Source organism: Pradoshia sp., from assembly GCF_051873915.1.
Lineage (GTDB): Bacteria > Bacillota > Bacilli > Bacillales > Pradoshiaceae > Pradoshia.
This window is the reverse complement of sequence record NZ_JBJEFJ010000137.1, coordinates 1-18,262: the sequence shown is the minus strand read 5'-3', so window position 1 is coordinate 18,262 and position 18,262 is coordinate 1. Positions and strand designations below refer to the sequence as shown.

Annotated in this window: 19 protein-coding genes; 18 read left to right on the top strand and 1 reads right to left on the bottom strand. The window is 44.9% G+C overall.

Features of this window, described 5'->3' with window-relative positions; genetic code table 11:
- The first annotated feature begins 5 nt into the window (after positions 1-5).
- Positions 6-86 (top strand): stage V sporulation protein SpoVM, encoded by an 81-nt coding sequence (gene spoVM, locus ACI35L_RS12595; RefSeq protein WP_049671465.1) that lies wholly within the window; start codon positions 6-8, stop codon positions 84-86.
- A gap of 176 nt (positions 87-262) precedes the next feature.
- Here spoVM and rpmB read toward each other — a convergent pair whose 3' ends face one another.
- Entirely contained in the window at positions 263-451 is a 189-nt protein-coding gene (gene rpmB, locus ACI35L_RS12590) for a 50S ribosomal protein L28 (RefSeq protein WP_049671464.1), read from the bottom strand.
- 242 nt (positions 452-693) lie between these two features.
- On the opposite strand from rpmB, the gene ACI35L_RS12585 reads away from it, so the two are divergent.
- The 17 genes from ACI35L_RS12585 to ACI35L_RS12505 all read left to right on the top strand — a co-directional run bounded on the left by ACI35L_RS12585 (position 694) and on the right by ACI35L_RS12505 (position 18,179).
- Positions 694-1,056: an Asp23/Gls24 family envelope stress response protein gene (locus tag ACI35L_RS12585; protein WP_049671463.1), complete on the top strand. Its 363-nt coding sequence runs from the start codon at positions 694-696 to the stop codon at positions 1,054-1,056.
- An 18-nt stretch (positions 1,057-1,074) separates the two neighbouring features.
- A complete protein-coding gene (locus tag ACI35L_RS12580; RefSeq protein WP_049671462.1) occupies positions 1,075-2,754 on the top strand; it encodes a DAK2 domain-containing protein in 1,680 nt (559 codons plus the stop codon).
- A gap of 109 nt (positions 2,755-2,863) precedes the next feature.
- Positions 2,864-3,526 carry an L-serine ammonia-lyase, iron-sulfur-dependent subunit beta gene (sdaAB, locus tag ACI35L_RS12575; protein WP_049671461.1) on the top strand — a complete coding sequence of 221 codons (663 nt, stop codon included), beginning with the start codon at positions 2,864-2,866 and terminating at the stop codon, positions 3,524-3,526.
- Between the two features lie 14 nt (positions 3,527-3,540).
- Entirely contained in the window at positions 3,541-4,425 is an 885-nt protein-coding gene (sdaAA, locus tag ACI35L_RS12570) for an L-serine ammonia-lyase, iron-sulfur-dependent, subunit alpha (RefSeq protein WP_049671460.1), read from the top strand.
- Positions 4,422-6,470, top strand: a complete 2,049-nt coding sequence (gene recG / locus ACI35L_RS12565; protein WP_049671459.1) for an ATP-dependent DNA helicase RecG — start codon at positions 4,422-4,424, stop codon at positions 6,468-6,470. The genes sdaAA and recG overlap by 4 nt, the downstream gene beginning before the upstream one ends.
- A gap of 106 nt (positions 6,471-6,576) precedes the next feature.
- Positions 6,577-7,155 (top strand): transcription factor FapR, encoded by a 579-nt coding sequence (fapR, locus tag ACI35L_RS12560; protein ID WP_049671458.1) that lies wholly within the window; start codon positions 6,577-6,579, stop codon positions 7,153-7,155.
- A gap of 3 nt (positions 7,156-7,158) precedes the next feature.
- On the top strand, positions 7,159-8,142 hold the full coding sequence (gene plsX / locus ACI35L_RS12555; RefSeq protein WP_049671457.1) for a phosphate acyltransferase PlsX: 984 nt from the start codon (positions 7,159-7,161) through the stop codon (positions 8,140-8,142).
- A gap of 11 nt (positions 8,143-8,153) precedes the next feature.
- Positions 8,154-9,107, top strand: a complete 954-nt coding sequence (gene fabD / locus ACI35L_RS12550; RefSeq protein ID WP_049671456.1) for an ACP S-malonyltransferase — start codon at positions 8,154-8,156, stop codon at positions 9,105-9,107.
- Positions 9,100-9,849, top strand: coding sequence for a 3-oxoacyl-[acyl-carrier-protein] reductase (gene fabG / locus ACI35L_RS12545; protein ID WP_049671455.1), 750 nt, complete (start codon positions 9,100-9,102; stop codon positions 9,847-9,849). The genes fabD and fabG overlap by 8 nt, the downstream gene beginning before the upstream one ends.
- Positions 9,850-9,916: 67 nt before the next feature.
- Positions 9,917-10,150 carry an acyl carrier protein gene (locus ACI35L_RS12540; protein WP_049671454.1) on the top strand — a complete coding sequence of 78 codons (234 nt, stop codon included), beginning with the start codon at positions 9,917-9,919 and terminating at the stop codon, positions 10,148-10,150.
- Positions 10,151-10,338: 188 nt separating this feature from the next.
- A complete protein-coding gene (gene rnc / locus ACI35L_RS12535; RefSeq protein WP_049671453.1) occupies positions 10,339-11,067 on the top strand; it encodes a ribonuclease III in 729 nt (242 codons plus the stop codon).
- A gap of 40 nt (positions 11,068-11,107) precedes the next feature.
- A complete protein-coding gene (gene smc / locus ACI35L_RS12530) occupies positions 11,108-14,677 on the top strand; it encodes a chromosome segregation protein SMC (protein ID WP_439803033.1) in 3,570 nt (1,189 codons plus the stop codon).
- Between the two features lie 13 nt (positions 14,678-14,690).
- Positions 14,691-15,680, top strand: coding sequence for a signal recognition particle-docking protein FtsY (gene ftsY, locus ACI35L_RS12525; RefSeq protein ID WP_049671452.1), 990 nt, complete (start codon positions 14,691-14,693; stop codon positions 15,678-15,680).
- Positions 15,681-15,870: 190 nt separating this feature from the next.
- Complete coding sequence (locus ACI35L_RS12520; protein ID WP_049671451.1) at positions 15,871-16,209, top strand: putative DNA-binding protein; 339 nt, start codon at positions 15,871-15,873, stop codon at positions 16,207-16,209.
- Between the two features lie 11 nt (positions 16,210-16,220).
- Entirely contained in the window at positions 16,221-17,567 is a 1,347-nt protein-coding gene (gene ffh / locus ACI35L_RS12515; protein ID WP_049671450.1) for a signal recognition particle protein, read from the top strand.
- A 94-nt stretch (positions 17,568-17,661) separates the two neighbouring features.
- Positions 17,662-17,934 carry a 30S ribosomal protein S16 gene (rpsP, locus tag ACI35L_RS12510; RefSeq protein WP_049671449.1) on the top strand — a complete coding sequence of 91 codons (273 nt, stop codon included), beginning with the start codon at positions 17,662-17,664 and terminating at the stop codon, positions 17,932-17,934.
- Positions 17,935-17,948: 14 nt separating this feature from the next.
- The gene (locus ACI35L_RS12505; protein WP_049671448.1) at positions 17,949-18,179 is read left to right on the top strand and encodes a KH domain-containing protein; all 231 of its coding nucleotides are present in this window, start codon (positions 17,949-17,951) and stop codon (positions 18,177-18,179) included.
- Positions 18,180-18,262 lie beyond the last annotated feature (83 nt).

Below are 18,262 nucleotides of genomic sequence, written 5' to 3'. Positions count from 1 at the left end.
ACAGAATGAAATTTTATACGATTAAATTGCCCCGCTTTTTAGGCGGGATTGTCAAGGCTATGTTAGGAGCATTCAAGAAAGGATAAGGGATGGCGGGCTTTTTTGCCTGCCGGCCTTCGGAATTTATACACTGTTTCGCACCCGTCATTTTCATGAGGGTGTTTTTTTATGAGAAAGTTTTGTTCCTTAAGAGGGTTAATTTGGTGAATAGGGGAAAAATGAAAAAGCATCCTGCCTTGACAGGATGCTTTGTTTCGCTTGATTAAACGCGTTCAACTTTGCCAGATTTAAGCGCTCTTGCAGAAACGTATACTTTTTTCGGTTTTCCGTTTACAAGAATACGTACTTTTTGAACGTTCGCTTTCCATGTACGTTTGTTAGCGTTCATAGCGTGAGAACGGTGGTTTCCGGAAGTTGTTTTTCTACCAGTGATAACACATTTGCGTGCCATAGCCAAATTCCCTCCTTACGTGCTTATGTTAATGAGTTCTTTTAGTCGGTCTCTTCAAAAGATACCTTAATAATTTAACACACCTCCTGAGAGATTGCAATACAATTGGGACGGTCTTTCAAGAAAAAAGCCTTGACATAAGATTTTAACTTTGATTAATTGAAATAGGATAAAGACTTTCCATTCAAAAGTGATTATAGTAAAATGTTTTTAGCTATGGTTAACCTAAAGGGGGAATTAGTATGTCCATTGAAATGAGCACCAAATTCGGACAAATAGATATTTCGAATGATGTAGTGGCAATCATTGCAGGCGGTGCAGCGGTTGACTGCTACGGTATTGTTGGCATGGCATCAAAGAACCAAATTAAAGACGGACTTAGCGAAATTCTTCGTAAAGAAAACTTCTCCAAGGGAGTTGTGGTCAGACAAGAGGAAGATGAAATACACATTGATATGTATATCATCGTGAGCTATGGAACAAAAATCTCAGAGATTGCTCACAACGTACAATCTAAAGTGAAATATACGTTGAATCAAACTGTAGGACTATCGGTTGAATCCGTTAATATTTTTGTTCAAGGGGTTCGTGTGACGAATCCGTAATTTAAGGAGGAAATTTTAGTGGTTATAACATCTATTGACGGCAAAAGATTCGCCGAAATGGTCATACAGGGAGCAAACAGGCTTTCTGCCAACGCAAAATTAGTTGATGCGTTGAATGTCTTCCCTGTACCGGACGGAGATACAGGGACGAATATGAACTTGTCGATGACTTCTGGAGCGAATGAAGTTAGAAATAATGTGCAAGATCATATCGGAAAAGTAGGATCTTCCCTGGCGAAGGGTCTTCTAATGGGTGCGCGAGGCAACTCCGGCGTTATCTTGTCCCAGTTGTTCCGCGGATTTGCAAAGAACATTGAAGCGAAAGCGACGATTAACAGCAAAGATTTTGCACAAGCGTTCGAAGCTGGGGTAGAAACAGCTTATAAAGCGGTTATGAAGCCTGTTGAAGGTACCATTCTTACGGTTGCAAAAGATGCAGCTAAAGCTGGTATGACAGCTGCTGAGAAGGAAGAAAGCATTACAGCTGTTATGGAGGCAGTTCTTGCAGAAGCGAAGGCTTCCTTGAAGCGTACGCCTGATCTATTGCCGGTTCTTAAGGAAGTTGGCGTTGTTGACAGCGGCGGGCAAGGACTTGTATTTGTGTATGAAGGTTTCTTAGCAGAGCTAAGAGGTGAGAAATTAGCTGAAACACCAGATAGCAAGCCGAAAATGGACGAGCTTGTCAAGGCTGAGCATCATATGAGCGTTCAAGGCCATATGAAAACCGAAGACATTGAGTTCGGCTACTGCACAGAGTTTATGGTTCGCTTTGAGCCGGAGAAGATTGCAGAAAACCCATTCAATGAAGAAAAATTCCGTCAGGATTTAAGCCAGTTTGGAGATTCCTTGCTTGTTATCTCAGATGATGACATTGTAAAGGTTCATATCCATGCTGAGAATCCTGGAAATTGCTTGAATTATGGGCAAAAATACGGCAGCTTGATCAAAATCAAGGTTGAAAATATGCGTGAACAGCATTCCACGATTTTGAATGAAACAGATAACCAATTACGTGAGAATACAGTTCCTGCGCAAACAGAAAAGAAACCATTCGGCGTTGTTGCCATCGCCATGGGAGAAGGAATCGCTGACCTGTTCCGAAGCATCGGCGCTGATATTGTCATCGAAGGCGGTCAAACAATGAACCCGTCTACAGAGGATATCGTTAAAGCGGTTGAATCAATCAATGCGGACCACATCTATATCCTTCCGAACAACAAAAATATCATTATGGCGGCTAACCAAGCCTCTGATGTGAGCGAGAAGGCTGTAACAGTGATTCCAAGTAAAACAATCCCTCAAGGATTAACAGCTCTTCTTTCCTTCAACCCTTCTGCAGCTGCACAAGAGAATGAGGAATTGATGAACGAAGCTCTGCAAAATGTCGTGACTGGACAAATTACATTTGCTGTTCGTGACACAAGCATTGAAGGCCTTGAAATTGAGAAAGACGATTACATGGGTCTGATCGACGGCAAGATTAAAGTCAAAAATAAGGATCGAGTCGAGGCGGCAAAAGAAGTTCTAAGCACGATGCTGGATGACGCTGAGATTTTAACGATTCTATATGGTGAGGAAACTTCCGAGGATGAAGTTGATGCCCTTGTTGATTACTGCGGCGAAGAATACCCGGATCTTGAAGTAGAGGTCCATAATGGTAAACAACCGCTTTATTCCTATATTTTTGCGGCTGAATAAAAAGAGCATAATGTGGAAAAGAGAATAGAAGGGGTCTCGCCCCTTCTATTTCATTATGTACAGATATTTAAGATATTTATCGGATATCGTAGGAGGAGAGGATACACACATGAAATATAAAAGTGTCTTTGATATTATCGGTCCTGTCATGATCGGTCCCTCAAGCTCGCATACAGCAGGAGCTGCCCGTATCGGCCGAGTTGCACGCAGTCTATTCAATCGCCAGCCTGACTGGGCGGTTGTTTCCCTGTATGGATCATTTGCCAAGACCTATAAGGGACATGGGACAGATGTGGCCATCATTGCCGGATTGCTTGATTTTGACACCTCAGATCCCCGCCTGCCACAGGCATTGGAAATTGCCAAGAAAGAAAATCTGAAAGTGACATTTATTGAAGAAGAGGCCATTACAGATCATCCGAACACGGCAAGAATTCGCATGGGTGATAGTGAAGGAGAAATGGAACTGGTGGGAATCTCCATCGGCGGCGGGAAAATAGAAATCCTCGAATTAAACGGCTTCGAGCTGCGTCTCTCCGGCCATCATCCGGCCATCCTCGTTGTCCATGATGATAAATTTGGCGCCATTGCCAGTGTTTCCAATGTGTTGGCACGTCATCAGATTAATATTGGCCATATGGAAGTATCCAGAAAAGAGGTTGGAAGCACAGCCTTGATGACGATTGAAGTGGACCAAAATATCGGGCAGGACATATTGGATGAAATCACTCAACTAGACCATATTACAAGAGTAACGAAAATAGCTGATTAAAGGGAGGGTAATGGATGTTTCGCAATGTAGCTGAGCTGGTTGAATTAGCCGAAACGAGACAAGTGAAAATAGCTGAAGTGATGATTCAGCAGGAAATGGATGTGACAGGCAGATCGCGCGAGGAAGTCATCCAATTTATGGACCGCAACCTCACTGTCATGGAAGAAGCCATCGAAAGAGGCCTTAAAGGAGTTAAATCCCATTCAGGATTAACCGGAGGGGACGCGGTGCTGCTTCAAGAATATATTAAGAAGGGGAAAAGCCTTTCCGGCGAAGTATTGCTGGATGGAGTCAGCAAGGCGGTCGCGACCAATGAGGTAAATGCAGCGATGGGGACAATTTGTGCAACCCCGACAGCAGGGTCTGCCGGTGTCGTGCCAGGTACCTTATTTGCCGTTAAAGAGAAGCTGAACCCCACGAGACAGGAAATGATTGAATTTCTTTTCACATCAGGAGCATTTGGATTTGTCGTAGCCAATAATGCCTCCATTTCAGGAGCTGCCGGCGGATGCCAGGCTGAAGTAGGCTCTGCCTCTGGTATGGCCGCTGCGGCAATTGTGGAGCTTGCCGGAGGTACACCATCCCAATGTGCTGAGGCGATGGCAATCACGCTGAAAAACATGCTGGGTCTTGTTTGTGATCCGGTAGCAGGTCTTGTCGAGGTACCTTGTGTTAAACGGAACGCAATGGGAGCAGCCAATGCGATGGTTGCAGCTGATATGGCCCTTGCAGGCATTAAGAGCAGGATTCCATGTGATGAGGTAATTGACGCGATGTACAAAATTGGTCAGACGATGCCGGTTGCACTTAGAGAGACTGCTCAGGGCGGTTTGGCTGCTACTCCAACCGGACGCGAGCTGGAAGCAAAAATATTCGGGATATCGCTGGAGAAGAAATGAACCCGTTAGCACAGCTGTCGGTTGAAGAAGTAAAAGGAGTGGGAAATGAATCAAGGATGCTGTTAGAGTCCATTGGAATTCATACAGTGGATGATCTTTTGAACTATTTCCCATACCGTTATGAGGATTATCGCGTCAAGGATATCGTTGAAGCTGCTCATGATGAGCGAATTACCATTGAGGGAATTATCCAATCAGCTCCGAATGTATCTTATTTCGGCCGGAAAAAATCAAGGCTGACCTTCAAGCTTTTGACCGGCCGCCATCTCATAACCGTTATCTTCTTCAATCAGCCTTATATCAAGAACAAGCTGGTATTAAATGAATCCATTACTGTTACTGGAAAATGGGATAAGAACAGGCTGACGCTGACTGCGTCGGAGTACAAGCTGAATGCAGTTGCTCGTACCCATGAATTTGAGCCTGTTTATCATACGAGAGGCGATTTATCGGTCAAAATGCTCCGCAAGTGGATCAAACAGGCCTATGCCGATTATTATGCAGATATCCCAGAAATTTTGCCGGAGCGTTATTTGACGGAATATAAGCTTCCGCCGCGAAGTGTGGCAATGAGGTATTTGCATTTCCCAAAAGACAGCATGGAAGTGAAGCAGGCACATCGCCGTTTTGTCTATGAGGAGTTCTTGTTATTCCAGCTGAAAATGCAGGCGCTTAGAAAGGTGAACCGCGAAAGCTCAAATGGGAAGGTGCATGCCTTCAATAATGAGAAAGTCAAGGATTTTATTGCCTCCTTGCCATTTGAGCTGACTGATGCTCAGAAGAAGGTCGTGAATGAAATTCTTGCTGATATAAGGTCTCCCTACCGCATGAATCGTCTCCTCCAAGGAGATGTTGGCTCAGGTAAAACGGTTGTCGCTGCCATTCTCCTATATGCGGCCGTTACGGCAGGCAGCCAGGGTGCCTTAATGGTACCGACAGAGATCCTAGCGGAGCAGCATGCAAACTCGCTGTATGATTTGCTGACACCGTTTGGAGTCGAGGTTGCTTTGCTCACATCAAGTGTGAAGGGGAAACGCCGCAAGGAAATGATGGACCTGCTGGCACAGGGTGAGATTGATATTTTGATAGGGACTCATGCGTTAATTCAAAAGGATGTAAACTTCAAGGATTTGGGATTGGTCATTACGGATGAGCAGCATCGGTTTGGTGTAAGCCAGCGCCGAATCCTCCGTGACAAGGGCGAAAGTCCGGATGTCTTATTTATGACAGCCACTCCAATTCCCCGCACGCTTGCTATCACAGCCTTTGGAGAGATGGATGTATCTATTATCGATCAGCTCCCTTCTGGAAGGAAAACGATTGAAACGTATTGGGCAAAGCATTCCATGCTAGGGCGGATTCTTCAATTCATGGAGAAGGAATTAGCTAAAGGAAGACAGGCGTATGTCATTTGCCCGCTGATTGAGGAATCGGAAAAGCTTGATCTTCAAAATGTACTTGATGTCCATGCAGCCATGACTCAATATTTCACGCCGAAATATACAGTCGGACTCATGCATGGCAAGCTGCCGGCTGATGAGAAGGATGAGGTGATGCGGGGATTTGGAAAGAATGAGATTCAAATCCTTGTCTCTACTACAGTCGTTGAAGTTGGTGTGAATGTGCCGAATGCAAGTGTAATGGTCATTTATGATGCCGAACGATTTGGATTATCACAGCTGCATCAGCTGAGAGGACGGGTCGGGCGCGGAGCTGAACAATCCTATTGTGTTTTGATTGCAGACCCGAAAACAGAAGTAGGTGTGGAACGGCTGAATGCCATGTGTGAGACGGCAGATGGATTCGTGTTGAGTGAGAAGGATCTTGAACTAAGGGGTCCTGGTGATTTCTTTGGAAGCAAGCAAAGCGGCCTTCCTGAATTTAAGATGGCTGATATGGTTCATGATTACAGGGCATTGGAGACAGCGCGCAAGGATGCAGATGAATTAGTCAATTCCACGGAGTTCTGGGAGTCGGATGAATATATCTATTTAAGAGAATACTTGAATGCATCAGGTATTCTCGAGGGAGAAAAACTAGATTGACTAAACAGATTGCGCCGGAGTTATCAGGTAACTCTTGCAATCTGTTTTTTTAGATTATATACTACTATTAGTACCTAGTCATAAATAAATCGGAAGGTGAATCATCTTGAGACGTAATAAAAAAGACCGCCAAGTCTTGCTGACAGAAATGATTGAGACAAATCCTTTTATTACAGATGAGGAATTGGCTGACAAGCTTGAGGTCAGTATCCAGACCATTCGATTAGACCGCCTTGAATTATCAATTCCTGAACTTAGGGAGAGAATAAAAACAATGGCGGAAAAGAAAATGACTGATGACATTAAATCATTGCCGGTTGAAGAAATCATCGGCGAGATTATTGATATTGAAATGGACCACAGTGCCATCTCTTTGTTGGATATCCGCTCAGAGCATGTCTTTAAACGAAATGGCATCGCACGGGGGCATCATCTATTCGCACAGGCTAATTCCCTTGCAGTCGCTGTCACAAATGATGAATTGGCATTGACGGCAAAGGCAAATATTCAGTTCACTCAGCCGGTTCATGAAGGAGACCGCGTTATTGCAAAGGCACGTGTAATGGATGTGGATAAAGAAAAGGGGAGATCGCAGGTTGCGGTCCGAAGCTATGTTGGAACAACCCTCGTCTTTAAAGGCGAGTTTAATATGTATCGAGCTACTATGACAAAAAAGGATGAATAGAACATGATTATTGCATTGGATGCTATGGGTGGAGATCACGGACCGAAGGAATCGGTTAAGGGAGCAGAAAAGGCTATACAAGCGTTCCCGGATTTAGAAATTTTGCTGATCGGCAATGAAGCTGAAATCAAGAAATATCAAACCGTCACAGAACGGATAACGATTATACATACTGAAGAGGTCATAACCGGAGATGATGAGCCGGTAAGAGCCGTAAGAAGAAAGAAGAATGCCTCAATGGTTCTTGCAGCGCAAGCCGTAAAAGACAAAAAGGCAGATGCCTGTATTTCTGCGGGCAACACAGGAGCCCTGATGGCAGCTGGATTATTTGTTGTTGGGCGCATTGATGGAATCGATCGTCCGGCCTTGAGCCCGACATTGCCGACTGTTGACGGGAAAGGCTTTGTCCTTCTTGATGTCGGAGCTAATGCGGATGCTAAGCCGGAGCACCTCTATCAATACGGATTAATGGGTTCAGTCTATGCAGAAAAAGTACGCAATATTGAAAAGCCGCGAGTAGGATTATTAAATATCGGTACAGAAGACAAGAAGGGCAATGAATTAACGAAGGCAGCGTTTGCTTTGTTGAAAGAGGCTGATTTCAATTTCATCGGGAATGTAGAGGCGCGTGAATTATTAAATGGTGCAGCTGATGTTGTCGTAACGGATGGATTCACCGGAAATATGGTGTTGAAAACAACCGAGGGAACAGCAGGGGCACTCTTCAAGATGATGAAGGAAGCTATGACAGCAGATTTAAAGAGTAAGCTTGCTGCAGCTGTCCTCAAACCTGCATTGAAGGAACTGAAGAATCAAATGGACTACTCCGAATATGGCGGAGCAGGGTTGTTCGGCCTGAAGGCGCCTGTTATCAAAGCACACGGATCATCAGATGCCAATGCCTTCTATAATGCTATCCGTCAAGCGAGAATTATGGTGGAGCACCGCGTGACTGAAACGATTCACGAGACTATTAACCAAGCATAAAGGAGGATATGATGACAAAACTTGCTTTTGTTTTTCCGGGCCAGGGTTCACAGGTTATTGGTATGGGACAGGATGTGTATGAACAGGTACGTTCAGCAAAGGCCTTATTTGATAAGGCGGATGAATGCTTAGAACCGGGGTTCACAAACCTGATCTTTAATGGGGAGAAGGAGACACTGACTTTGACGCAAAATGCCCAGCCTGCTTTATTAACAACGAGCATGGCGCTTTATCAGACCTTTCTGGAAAGAGGGGGCATGAAACCTGATTATGCTGCAGGACACAGCCTTGGTGAATATACGGCTTATACGGCAATGGGAGCCATGTCGTTTGAGGATGCGGTTAAACTCGTCCGCCGCCGAGGTTTGTATATGGAAGAAGCCGTTCCGAAGGGGGAGGGTGCAATGAGCGCCATCCTCGGAGCGGACGAGAATATGCTTGCAGATGTCGTCGGCTCCGTTACTGAAGGCGGACATCCAGTTCAGCTCGCCAATATAAACAGCCCGGGACAAATTGTCATATCCGGTACTGCTGAAGGAGTAAGGCTTGCCTCAGAGCTCGCCAAGGAAAGAGGAGCCAAACGGTCCATGCCGCTTGTTGTCAGCGGACCGTTTCACTCTTCGCTCATGAAGCCGGCGGCAAGAATGCTGGAAGAAGCTCTTTCAGGCATTCAAATGACAGAGCCTGACTCACCGGTTGTGGCTAATTATACAGCGAAGCCTGCTGTCGCAGAGGAAATAAAAGCAAGTCTAGTTCATCAGCTCTATTCGCCGGTCAAATGGCAGCAATCCGTTGAATACATGATTGGAGAAGGTGTAGATACCTTTGTGGAATTTGGACCTGGTACCGTCTTATCCGGCTTGATCAAGAAGATTAACCGGAAGGCTCGTACATACTCCATTAAGGATTTAGAGACGTGTGATCACGTGATTGCACAATTGAAGGGGGGAAAGGCGAATGAGTAATTTATCCGGAAAAGCCGCGCTTGTCACAGGTGCATCTAGAGGGATCGGAAAAGCTATTGCACTTGAACTCGCACGTCAAGGGGCTGATGTGGCCGTTAATTATGCGGGGAGTGCCGACCGAGCGGCAGAGGTTGTGAAGGAAATCGAGAGCCTTGGAGGGAAGGCCATAGCCATTCAAGGGGATGTGGCTGATTCGAAAAGAGTTACTGAGATGGTTCAAGAAACCATCCAGACGTTCGGCCGTCTTGACATATTGGTCAATAATGCTGGAATCACAAGGGACACGCTGCTCATGCGCATGAAGGAAGAAGATTGGGATGCTGTAATTAATACGAACCTAAAAGGAGTTTTCTTGAGTACGAAAGCTGTCACAAGGCAGATGATGAAACAGAGGAGCGGCAGGATTATCAATATCGCATCAGTCGTTGGACTTGCAGGAAATGCCGGACAGGCAAACTATGTTGCTGCCAAAGCTGGCGTGATTGGTCTGACCAAAACAACGGCTCGTGAACTCGCTCCAAGAGGGATTACCGTCAATGCCGTAGCACCTGGGTTCATAGAAACGGATATGACAGGAGCACTTCCAGAAGGTGTTGCAGGAGACATGCTCGGGCAAATCCCGCTTGGAAGGTTCGGGGCACCGGAGGATGTGGCCAAGCTTGTTGGTTTCCTAGCTTCAGATGATGCTTCCTATATGACAGGGCAGACGCTGAATGTTGATGGCGGGATGGTCATGCAGTAATTGAAGGATTGAATATACTTGTTAACACATGTACAATAGATTGGACAACTTGAAGGGAGGTGAAGTTGTGGCTGAAGTATTAGAAAGAGTAACGAAAATAATCGTAGACCGCCTTGGCGTTGAAGAATCTGAAGTAACACTTGAAGCTTCATTTAAAGATGATTTAGGCGCTGATTCACTAGATGTAGTGGAATTGGTGATGGAACTTGAAGATGAATTCGGCATGGAAATCTCTGATGATGATGCTGAAAAAATTTCAACTGTTGGCGACGCGGTGAACTACATAAAAAGCCAAAGCTAATCAGCACCCTTTAAGCCCCGTAGTATAGCGGGGCTTTTCGTATGATAATCCGCATGAGTTTTCGTGGATGGCTTTGTATATCCTTTTTGAATATAGTAAATTCTAATTTGTACCTTTTCCAAACGTATGGATTTATATATACTTAATGTGGGAATCTTTTTTTAGAAGGATTTAAGCGGGGGGACACTATGCATAAAAACAGAAAAAAAACATATTCAGACAATCACTTTAAAGTGTTTCAGGAAAGAATCGGTTTCACATTTTCCGATATCTCCTTGCTGAAACAAGCATTTACGCATTCATCCTATGTGAATGAGCATCGTCGTAAACCATATGAAGACAATGAACGGCTTGAATTTTTGGGTGATGCCGTACTAGAATTAACGGTATCTCAATTCCTGTACAAAAATTTCCGGACGATGAGTGAAGGGGAATTGACGAAATTAAGAGCGGCTATTGTTTGTGAGCCTTCATTGGTAAAGTTTGCGACAGAGCTTTCTTTTGGTCCGCTGATCCTGCTCGGTAAGGGCGAGGAAATGACTGGCGGACGGGAACGGCCGGCACTGCTTGCGGATGTTTTTGAGGCATTCATCGGTGCACTCTACCTTGACCAAGGGTTAGAAGCGGTTATTGAGTTTCTGAAACAATGGGTATATCCGAAGATTCATGACGGTGCTTTTTCTCATGTGATGGATTATAAGAGCCAATTGCAGGAGTTGGTTCAAAAAGATGGAGTGGGTATATTAGAATACCGTATCCTGCAAGAAAAGGGTCCTGCGCATAACCGGGAATTCGTGGCGAAGGTTTCGCTCAATGGGACGGATTTCGGTACGGGAAAAGGCAAATCAAAAAAAGAAGCAGAACAGCATGCTGCTCAGCAAGCGTTGATTCATTTGCGTAAAAGCAGCAAATCCTGAGGAAAAAAGGCAGTTGGATACCATGACAGTAGATAATCAATTGTTCTTGAAACGATTAGATGTAATAGGATTCAAGTCGTTTGCAGAACGCATTTCAATAGAGTTTGTTTCTGGTGTGACAGCTGTAGTGGGTCCGAATGGAAGCGGGAAAAGCAATATCACCGATTCTATTCGCTGGGTTCTTGGCGAGCAATCAGCCAAATCGCTGCGAGGAGCGAAGATGGAGGATATTATTTTTGCCGGCAGTGATTCCAGGAAGCCGCTGAACTTTGCAGAAGTTACACTAACCTTAAATAATGAAAGCAAGTTTCTTCCCATCGATTTTCATGAAGTTAGTGTCACAAGAAGGGTAACCCGTTCCGGTGACAGTGACTTTTATATTAATAATCAGCCATGCCGGCTGAAGGATATTATTGATCTTTTCATGGATTCCGGTCTTGGCAAAGAGGCATTCTCTATCATAAGCCAAGGGAAAGTGGAAGAAATATTAAGCTCAAAGCCTGAGGAGAGAAGAACCATCTTTGAAGAGGCCGCAGGTGTCCTGAAATATAAAACACGAAAGAAAAAGGCTGAGGCCAAGCTTGAGGAAACTAGGGCAAATCTCAACCGAGTTCAGGATATCCTTCATGAGCTTGAAGGACAGGTGGAGCCATTAAAGATACAGGCCTCCATTGCACGCGATTACCTTCAAAAGAAAGAGGAACTTGAAGAATTCGAGGCGGCTCTGCTTGTGTATGAAGTGGAAGACCTTCATAGAAAGTGGACAAGCCTAAAAGAGCAGCTAGAAGGTCATCAAGCCAATGAAGCTGACTTCAGCTCACGCATTTCGGCTAAAGAGCAGGAGGTTGAGAGGAATCGAGAGAAGCTGGCTTCCCTTGATACGAGACTGCAAGAACTACAGTCTGCCCTTTTGCATGTCAGTGAAGAGCTTGAGAAGGTAGAAGGAAGAAAGCAAGTTCTAAAGGAACGCATGAAAAATGCGAGCCAGAATAAAAGTCAGCTTGAGAGGACACTTTCCGCTTCTAAAGAGAAAATTAGTCTTCTCATTCAGAGTAAAGAGGAGAAATCTAACGCTCTATCCTGCTTGAAGCAAGAAACAGAAGCAGCAAAAAGAGAGCTTAATCAGAAGCAAAGCATTTTAAGAAATTTTGCCGGTGATCTTGAGGCTAAGATTGATGCCCTGAAAAGCGACTATATTGAATATTTGAATAAGCAGGCAGCAGCCAAGCATGAACTGGTGTATTTGAAGCAGCAGGTTGAGCAGCAAACGAATAAACACGAGAAGCTCGACCAGGATAATGAAAAGCTTTTACAGGCAAGAGAAAGCGTGACCTCCCGTTTGAATGAGGCAGAAGCTAGATTGAAAGCTGTCCAGCAGGATTTGAACAATCAAGTCCATCGTTACCGGGAAACGGAACGCTCACATGATAACCTGAAGCGTCAATATGAAAAGCAGGAGAAGACGCTTTATCAAGCTTATCAATACTTGCAAAAAGCAAAGTCGAGAAAAGAAATGCTAGAAGAGATGGAAGAGGATTACTCGGGCTTTTTCCAAGGAGTCAAAGAAATCCTGAAGGCAAAGGATAAACAGCTGCCGGGCGTCCATGGTGCCGTGGCTGAACTCATTCAAGTGCCAAAGGATTATGCGCTTGCCATTGAAACCGCACTCGGCGGGGCTTTGCAAAACATTGTCATGGAAGAAGAGAGCCATGCACGTAAGGCAATCAGCTTCTTAAAGAAAAATAGGCTTGGAAGAGCTACCTTCCTGCCGCTATCCACCATTAAAGGCAAGTATATACCGGCGCAGACCATCCAGGCTATTTCGTCCCACCCGGCATTTATTGGCGTAGGTGCGGAGCTTATCCACTATGATTCCCGCTATAAGGACATTATGATGAGCCTGCTTGGTAATGTCGTCATTGTAAAGGACCTTGTCGGAGCCAATGAGATTGCCAAAATGGCAGGCTACCGATACAGGCTTGTGACGCTTGAAGGGGATGTCGTCAGTCCGGGCGGTGCCATGACAGGCGGTGCGAGCAGACAGTCAGGCTCGTCCATTCTCTCCAGAAAAGGAGAAATCGAAGAGCTCATAGAAAAGCTTGGCCAGATGGAAGAGCAAACAAGCAAGCTTGAAGCACATGTAAAAGCCTTGAAAAACGATGTAGCGGCCTCAGAGAAGCAGTTGAACCGTCTTCGTGAGGCTGGGGAAACCCTCCGTGTCAATGAGGAGGTCATCAAGGGACAAATTCGTGAATGGCAAAGCGAGCAGCGTAACGTGAATGAACGCTTAACCATCTATGATATGGAGAAGTCTACCTTAGATGAGGAACAGTCGTACCGAGAAGGCCGCATTCATGATCTCGAACAGGAACTGAGCCGTCTTGAGCAAGCCATCATGGAGATTGACCGTGATATTAATCTGTTTACTGAGCAGAAAAAGACCGACCAATCAAATAAGGATGAGCTGAGCGAAGAGGTGAATGAGCTTAAGGTACGCCTCGCATCCAAATCAGAGCAGCTTCAGCATCAGCAGAATGAAGTAATCCGTTTGACGGATGAAATAGAAGCACTGAAGCAGACTGTAAAAGAAGCCGAAGAAGACTTGGCTCTGTTAAATGGGGAAATGACCTCCAGTTCAACAGGTGAGAACAATCTTGTTGAAATGGCAGCTGAGAAACTGAAGGTGAAGGAAGAAACCGTTCAAGATATTGCAGAACTTCAAGGGAAACGGCAGGAGCTCGCCAATAAGATTGAAGAAACGGATTATCTATTGAAGGAATGGAATCGTCAATATAAGGGATTATCAGAGACGCTGCGTGATGAGGAAATCAAGCTGAACCGTCTTGATGTCGAGATGGACACGCGTCTTGACCTTCTAAGGGAAGAGTATATGCTCACCTTTGAAGCGGCGAAAGAAAAGTATCCGCTGACCATTGAAGCTGAGGAAGCAAAACGGAAGGTGAAACTAATCCGTCTTGCCATCGAAGAACTAGGAACGGTTAACCTTGGGGCGATTGATGAGTATGAGCGTGTGTCCGAACGCTATGAATTCCTTGTTACACAAAAGGATGATCTCCAGGAAGCGAAGGATACCCTCTTTGACGTAATCGATGAGATGGATGAGGAAATGAAGCGCCGTTTTGAAATTACCTTTAATGCCATTAAGAAGGAATTCAATTTCGTCTTCCCGTCATTATTTGGAGGGGGAAGAGCGGAGCTGAAATTGACAGACCCGGCAGACCTTCTAAATACAGGTGTCGATATTATTGCACAGCCGCCAGGCAAGAAGCTTCAAAACTTAAGCCTGCTATCTGGGGGAGAACGTGCTTTGACAGCGATAGCCCTGCTATTTGCCATTTTGCGTGTGCGGCCTGTTCCATTCTGTATTCTTGATGAGGTCGAAGCAGCGCTTGATGAAGCCAATGTGTATCGCTTCAGCCAGTATTTGAAGAAGTTCAGTAAAGAAACCCAATTTATCGTCATCACCCATCGTAAGGGAACGATGGAGGAAGCGGACGTCCTTTATGGCGTAACCATGCAGGAATCAGGCGTATCAAGGCTTGTTTCGGTGAAGCTGGAGGAAACGAGAGAATTGGTTGAATCAAAATAAAGGTGGTAGACCGATGAGTTTTTTTAAGAAGTTAAAAGATAAGTTCAGCGTGCAAACGACATCCACAACGGATAAGTTTAAACAAGGCTTGGCTAAGACCCGTAATTCCTTTTCTGAGAAGGTCAATGATTTAGTTGCCAGATATCGAGAAGTAGATGAGGACTTCTTTGAAGAGCTTGAAGATGTCATGATCCAAGCCGATATCGGTGTGGAAACAGTCATGGAGCTCATTGATAAACTGAAATTTGAAGTGAAGCGCCGCAATATTAAAGAAACAAAAGAAGTACAAAGCGTTATCTCTGAAAAGCTCGTTGAAATCTATGAATCTGGTGAGGAAAGCTCAGCTGAGATGAATATCCAGGAGGATGCCTTGACAGTTGTGCTCTTTGTCGGCGTGAACGGGGTTGGGAAAACGACGACAATCGGCAAGCTTGCCCATAAATATAAGGCTGAAGGAAAGAAGGTTCTCTTGGCTGCTGGAGATACATTCCGTGCGGGAGCAATTGAACAGCTTGAGGTTTGGGGAGAGCGTGTTGGCGTAGAGGTCATTAAGCAAGGAGCCGGCTCTGACCCGGCTGCCGTGATGTATGATGCCGTACAAGCCGCTAAATCAAGAAAAGCGGATATCCTGCTTTGCGATACAGCCGGCCGCCTTCAGAATAAGGTCAACTTGATGAAAGAGCTTGAGAAGGTGAAAAAGGTAATTGAACGCGAGATTCCCGGCGCCCCTCATGAGGTCCTGCTAGTACTTGATGCGACAACAGGGCAAAACGCTCTTATGCAGACAAAAACCTTCAAGGAAGCGACTGACGTAAGCGGCATCGTCTTGACGAAGCTTGACGGAACAGCTAAAGGCGGGATTGTTATCGCCATTCGTCATGAGCTTGGAATTCCTGTTAAGTTCGTAGGGCTTGGCGAGCAGATGGATGATTTGCAGGAGTTTGATGCTGAACAATTTGTATACGGCTTATTTGCTGACTTAGTTGATAAAGCTGAAGAATAAGCATATAATGGCAGACCAGGAATTCTTTTAGAGAGGTTCCTGGTTTTTTTGCATGTGGCCGTGGAGCGGGATGGAGAAAGCCTAATGAATCAGCTATTTTGTTAAGGATGGGTCCTTGACATTCTTTGATTTTCCCTTTAGAATAAATTTTTGTAAAGGTATTTCACTTAACACAGTTGGAGGGTCAGTAATGCTCGAGAAAACAATGCGTATGAACTACCTATATGACTTTTATCAATCATTGCTGACACCAAAGCAGAAAAGTTACATGTCTCTTTATTATCTGGACGATTATTCTCTTGGCGAGATTGCTGATGAATATGAGGTGAGCCGCCAGGCCGTTTATGATAATATTAAACGAACAGAAGCGATGCTTGAAGAATATGAGGCAAAGCTGCTGCTCTTTCAAAAAGCGCAGGAACGCAGCCTTTTACTCAATAAGTTAGGCAATTTAGCGGATGGATTATCTGATAAACATGTTCAACAACAACTGATTGAGATAATAGCATCTCTTGAAAAGTTAGATTAGGAGGCGGCAGAATGGCATTTGAAGGTTTAGCCGACCGACTGCAAGGCACACTTCAAAAGATCCGCGGCAAAGGAAAGGTTACAGAAGCTGATGTAAAAGAAATGATGCGTGAGGTTAAGCTCGCACTTCTTGAGGCTGATGTTAACTTTAAGGTTGTAAAGGATTTTATCAAGCGTGTCAATGAAAGGGCCATCGGTCAAGAGGTATTAAAGAGCTTGACTCCAGGTCAGCAGGTTATCAAGGTCGTCAAGGAAGAATTGACGGAATTAATGGGTGGAGAGCAGAGCAAGATTGCTGTATCCAACCGACCGCCGACCGTTATCTTAATGGTTGGTTTGCAAGGTGCCGGAAAGACAACAACTACCGGTAAGCTTGCTAATCTGCTTCGGAAGAAATATAATCGCAAGCCGATGCTTGTCGCTGCGGATATTTATCGCCCGGCGGCAATTAAGCAGCTAGAAACGCTTGGGAAGCAGCTGAGTTTCCCTGTCTTTTCATTGGGAGACCAGGTCAGCCCGGTCGAAATTGCCAAGCAGGGTGTCGCAAAAGCGAAAGAAGAGCATTGCGACTACGTCTTGGTCGATACGGCTGGACGCTTGCATGTTGACGAGAATTTGATGGGAGAACTGGCAGATATTAAAGAAGCCGTGAAGCCGGATGAGATCTTCCTTGTTGTCGATGCGATGACAGGGCAGGATGCGGTCAATGTGGCAAAAAGCTTTAATGATCAGCTGGATATTACCGGTGTTATCTTAACGAAGCTTGACGGGGATACACGAGGAGGGGCAGCCCTTTCCATTCGCTCTGTGGCGGAGAAGCCGATTAAATTCGTTGGTATGGGAGAAAAGATGGATGCGCTTGAGCCATTCCATCCAGAACGCATGGCATCACGAATTCTCGGCATGGGAGATGTACTTACCCTCATTGAGAAGGCCCAAACAGATGTGGATGAAGCAAAAGCGCGTGAACTCGAACAGAAAATGCGTACAGCGACATTTACATTAGATGATTTCCTTGAACAGTTGAGCCAGGTTAAGAAAATGGGACCGTTGGATGATATCTTGAAGATGCTCCCAGGTGCAAACAAAATCAAGGGCATGAATAATCTGTCCATTGATGATAAGCAAATTGCCCATGTTGAGGCAATCATTCAATCAATGACACAAAAAGAGAAAGACCAGCCTGAGATCATCAATGCCAGCAGGCGCAAACGGATTGCGAGAGGAAGCGGAAGACCGATTCAAGAGGTCAACAGGCTGCTCAAGCAATTTGAGGAAATGAAGAAAATGATGAAGCAGATGGCTGGAATGCAGCAAAAAGGCAAGAAAAAAGGCGGCTTTAAGTTGCCATTTATGTAAAAAAGTTGTGTGTTAAGAAAAAAGACTTTACAAGGGTATATGGATTTGGTAATATACTTACTTGTGTGATACTATTCGGAGGTGCAATAAAACAATGGCAGTAAAAATTCGTTTAAAACGTATGGGAGCTAAAAAGTCTCCTTTCTATCGTATTGTAGTAGCAGATTCTCGTTCCCCTCGTGACGGTCGTTTCATCGAAACAGTTGGAACTTACAACCCAGTTGCTAACCCAGCTGAAGTGAAAATCGACGAGGAACTAACTTTGAAATGGCTTCAAAATGGTGCTAAACCTTCTGACACAGTTCGTAACTTGTTGTCTAAAGAAGGCATCATGGAGAAATTCCACAACGCTAAACAAGGTAAGTAATATAAAGGTCCGTTATGATAGAGCTTATTAAAACAATCGTAAAGCCTCTCGTCGATCATCCGGATGACGTGACCGTATCAATGGATGAGCAAGCCAAGAAAATTATCTATACGCTTTCTGTTAATCAGCAAGATATGGGAAAGGTTATTGGCAAACAGGGGCGGGTAGCGAAAGCTATTCGGACGGTAGTATATACTGCTGCATCCAAGAGTGACAAAAAAGTCTATTTGGAAATAAGCGATTGAAGCGATAAAAAGGAGGGAATCATTCCCTCCTTTTTCTTATATTCACTGGTCCTATAGAGCCTGATAGAGGAATGCGAAATCAT

Bases quoted from the DNA above. Each gene is read 5' to 3' on its own strand.
- ACI35L_RS12505 (WP_049671448.1), top strand. From the start codon at position 17,949: ATGATAGAGCTTATTAAAACAATCGTAAAGCCTCTCGTCGATCATCCG.
- plsX (WP_049671457.1), top strand. From the start codon at position 7,159: ATGATTATTGCATTGGATGCTATGGGTGGAGATCACGGACCGAAGGAA.
- ftsY (WP_049671452.1), top strand. From the start codon at position 14,691: ATGAGTTTTTTTAAGAAGTTAAAAGATAAGTTCAGCGTGCAAACGACA.
- fabD (WP_049671456.1), top strand. From the start codon at position 8,154: ATGACAAAACTTGCTTTTGTTTTTCCGGGCCAGGGTTCACAGGTTATT.
- rnc (WP_049671453.1), top strand. From the start codon at position 10,339: ATGCATAAAAACAGAAAAAAAACATATTCAGACAATCACTTTAAAGTG.
- rpmB (WP_049671464.1), bottom strand. From the start codon at position 451: ATGGCACGCAAATGTGTTATCACTGGTAGAAAAACAACTTCCGGAAAC.
- recG (WP_049671459.1), top strand. From the start codon at position 4,422: ATGAACCCGTTAGCACAGCTGTCGGTTGAAGAAGTAAAAGGAGTGGGA.
- rpsP (WP_049671449.1), top strand. From the start codon at position 17,662: ATGGCAGTAAAAATTCGTTTAAAACGTATGGGAGCTAAAAAGTCTCCT.
- sdaAA (WP_049671460.1), top strand. From the start codon at position 3,541: ATGTTTCGCAATGTAGCTGAGCTGGTTGAATTAGCCGAAACGAGACAA.
- ffh (WP_049671450.1), top strand. From the start codon at position 16,221: ATGGCATTTGAAGGTTTAGCCGACCGACTGCAAGGCACACTTCAAAAG.
- ACI35L_RS12585 (WP_049671463.1), top strand. From the start codon at position 694: ATGTCCATTGAAATGAGCACCAAATTCGGACAAATAGATATTTCGAAT.
- spoVM (WP_049671465.1), top strand. From the start codon at position 6: ATGAAATTTTATACGATTAAATTGCCCCGCTTTTTAGGCGGGATTGTC.
- fabG (WP_049671455.1), top strand. From the start codon at position 9,100: ATGAGTAATTTATCCGGAAAAGCCGCGCTTGTCACAGGTGCATCTAGA.
- ACI35L_RS12520 (WP_049671451.1), top strand. From the start codon at position 15,871: ATGCTCGAGAAAACAATGCGTATGAACTACCTATATGACTTTTATCAA.
- sdaAB (WP_049671461.1), top strand. From the start codon at position 2,864: ATGAAATATAAAAGTGTCTTTGATATTATCGGTCCTGTCATGATCGGT.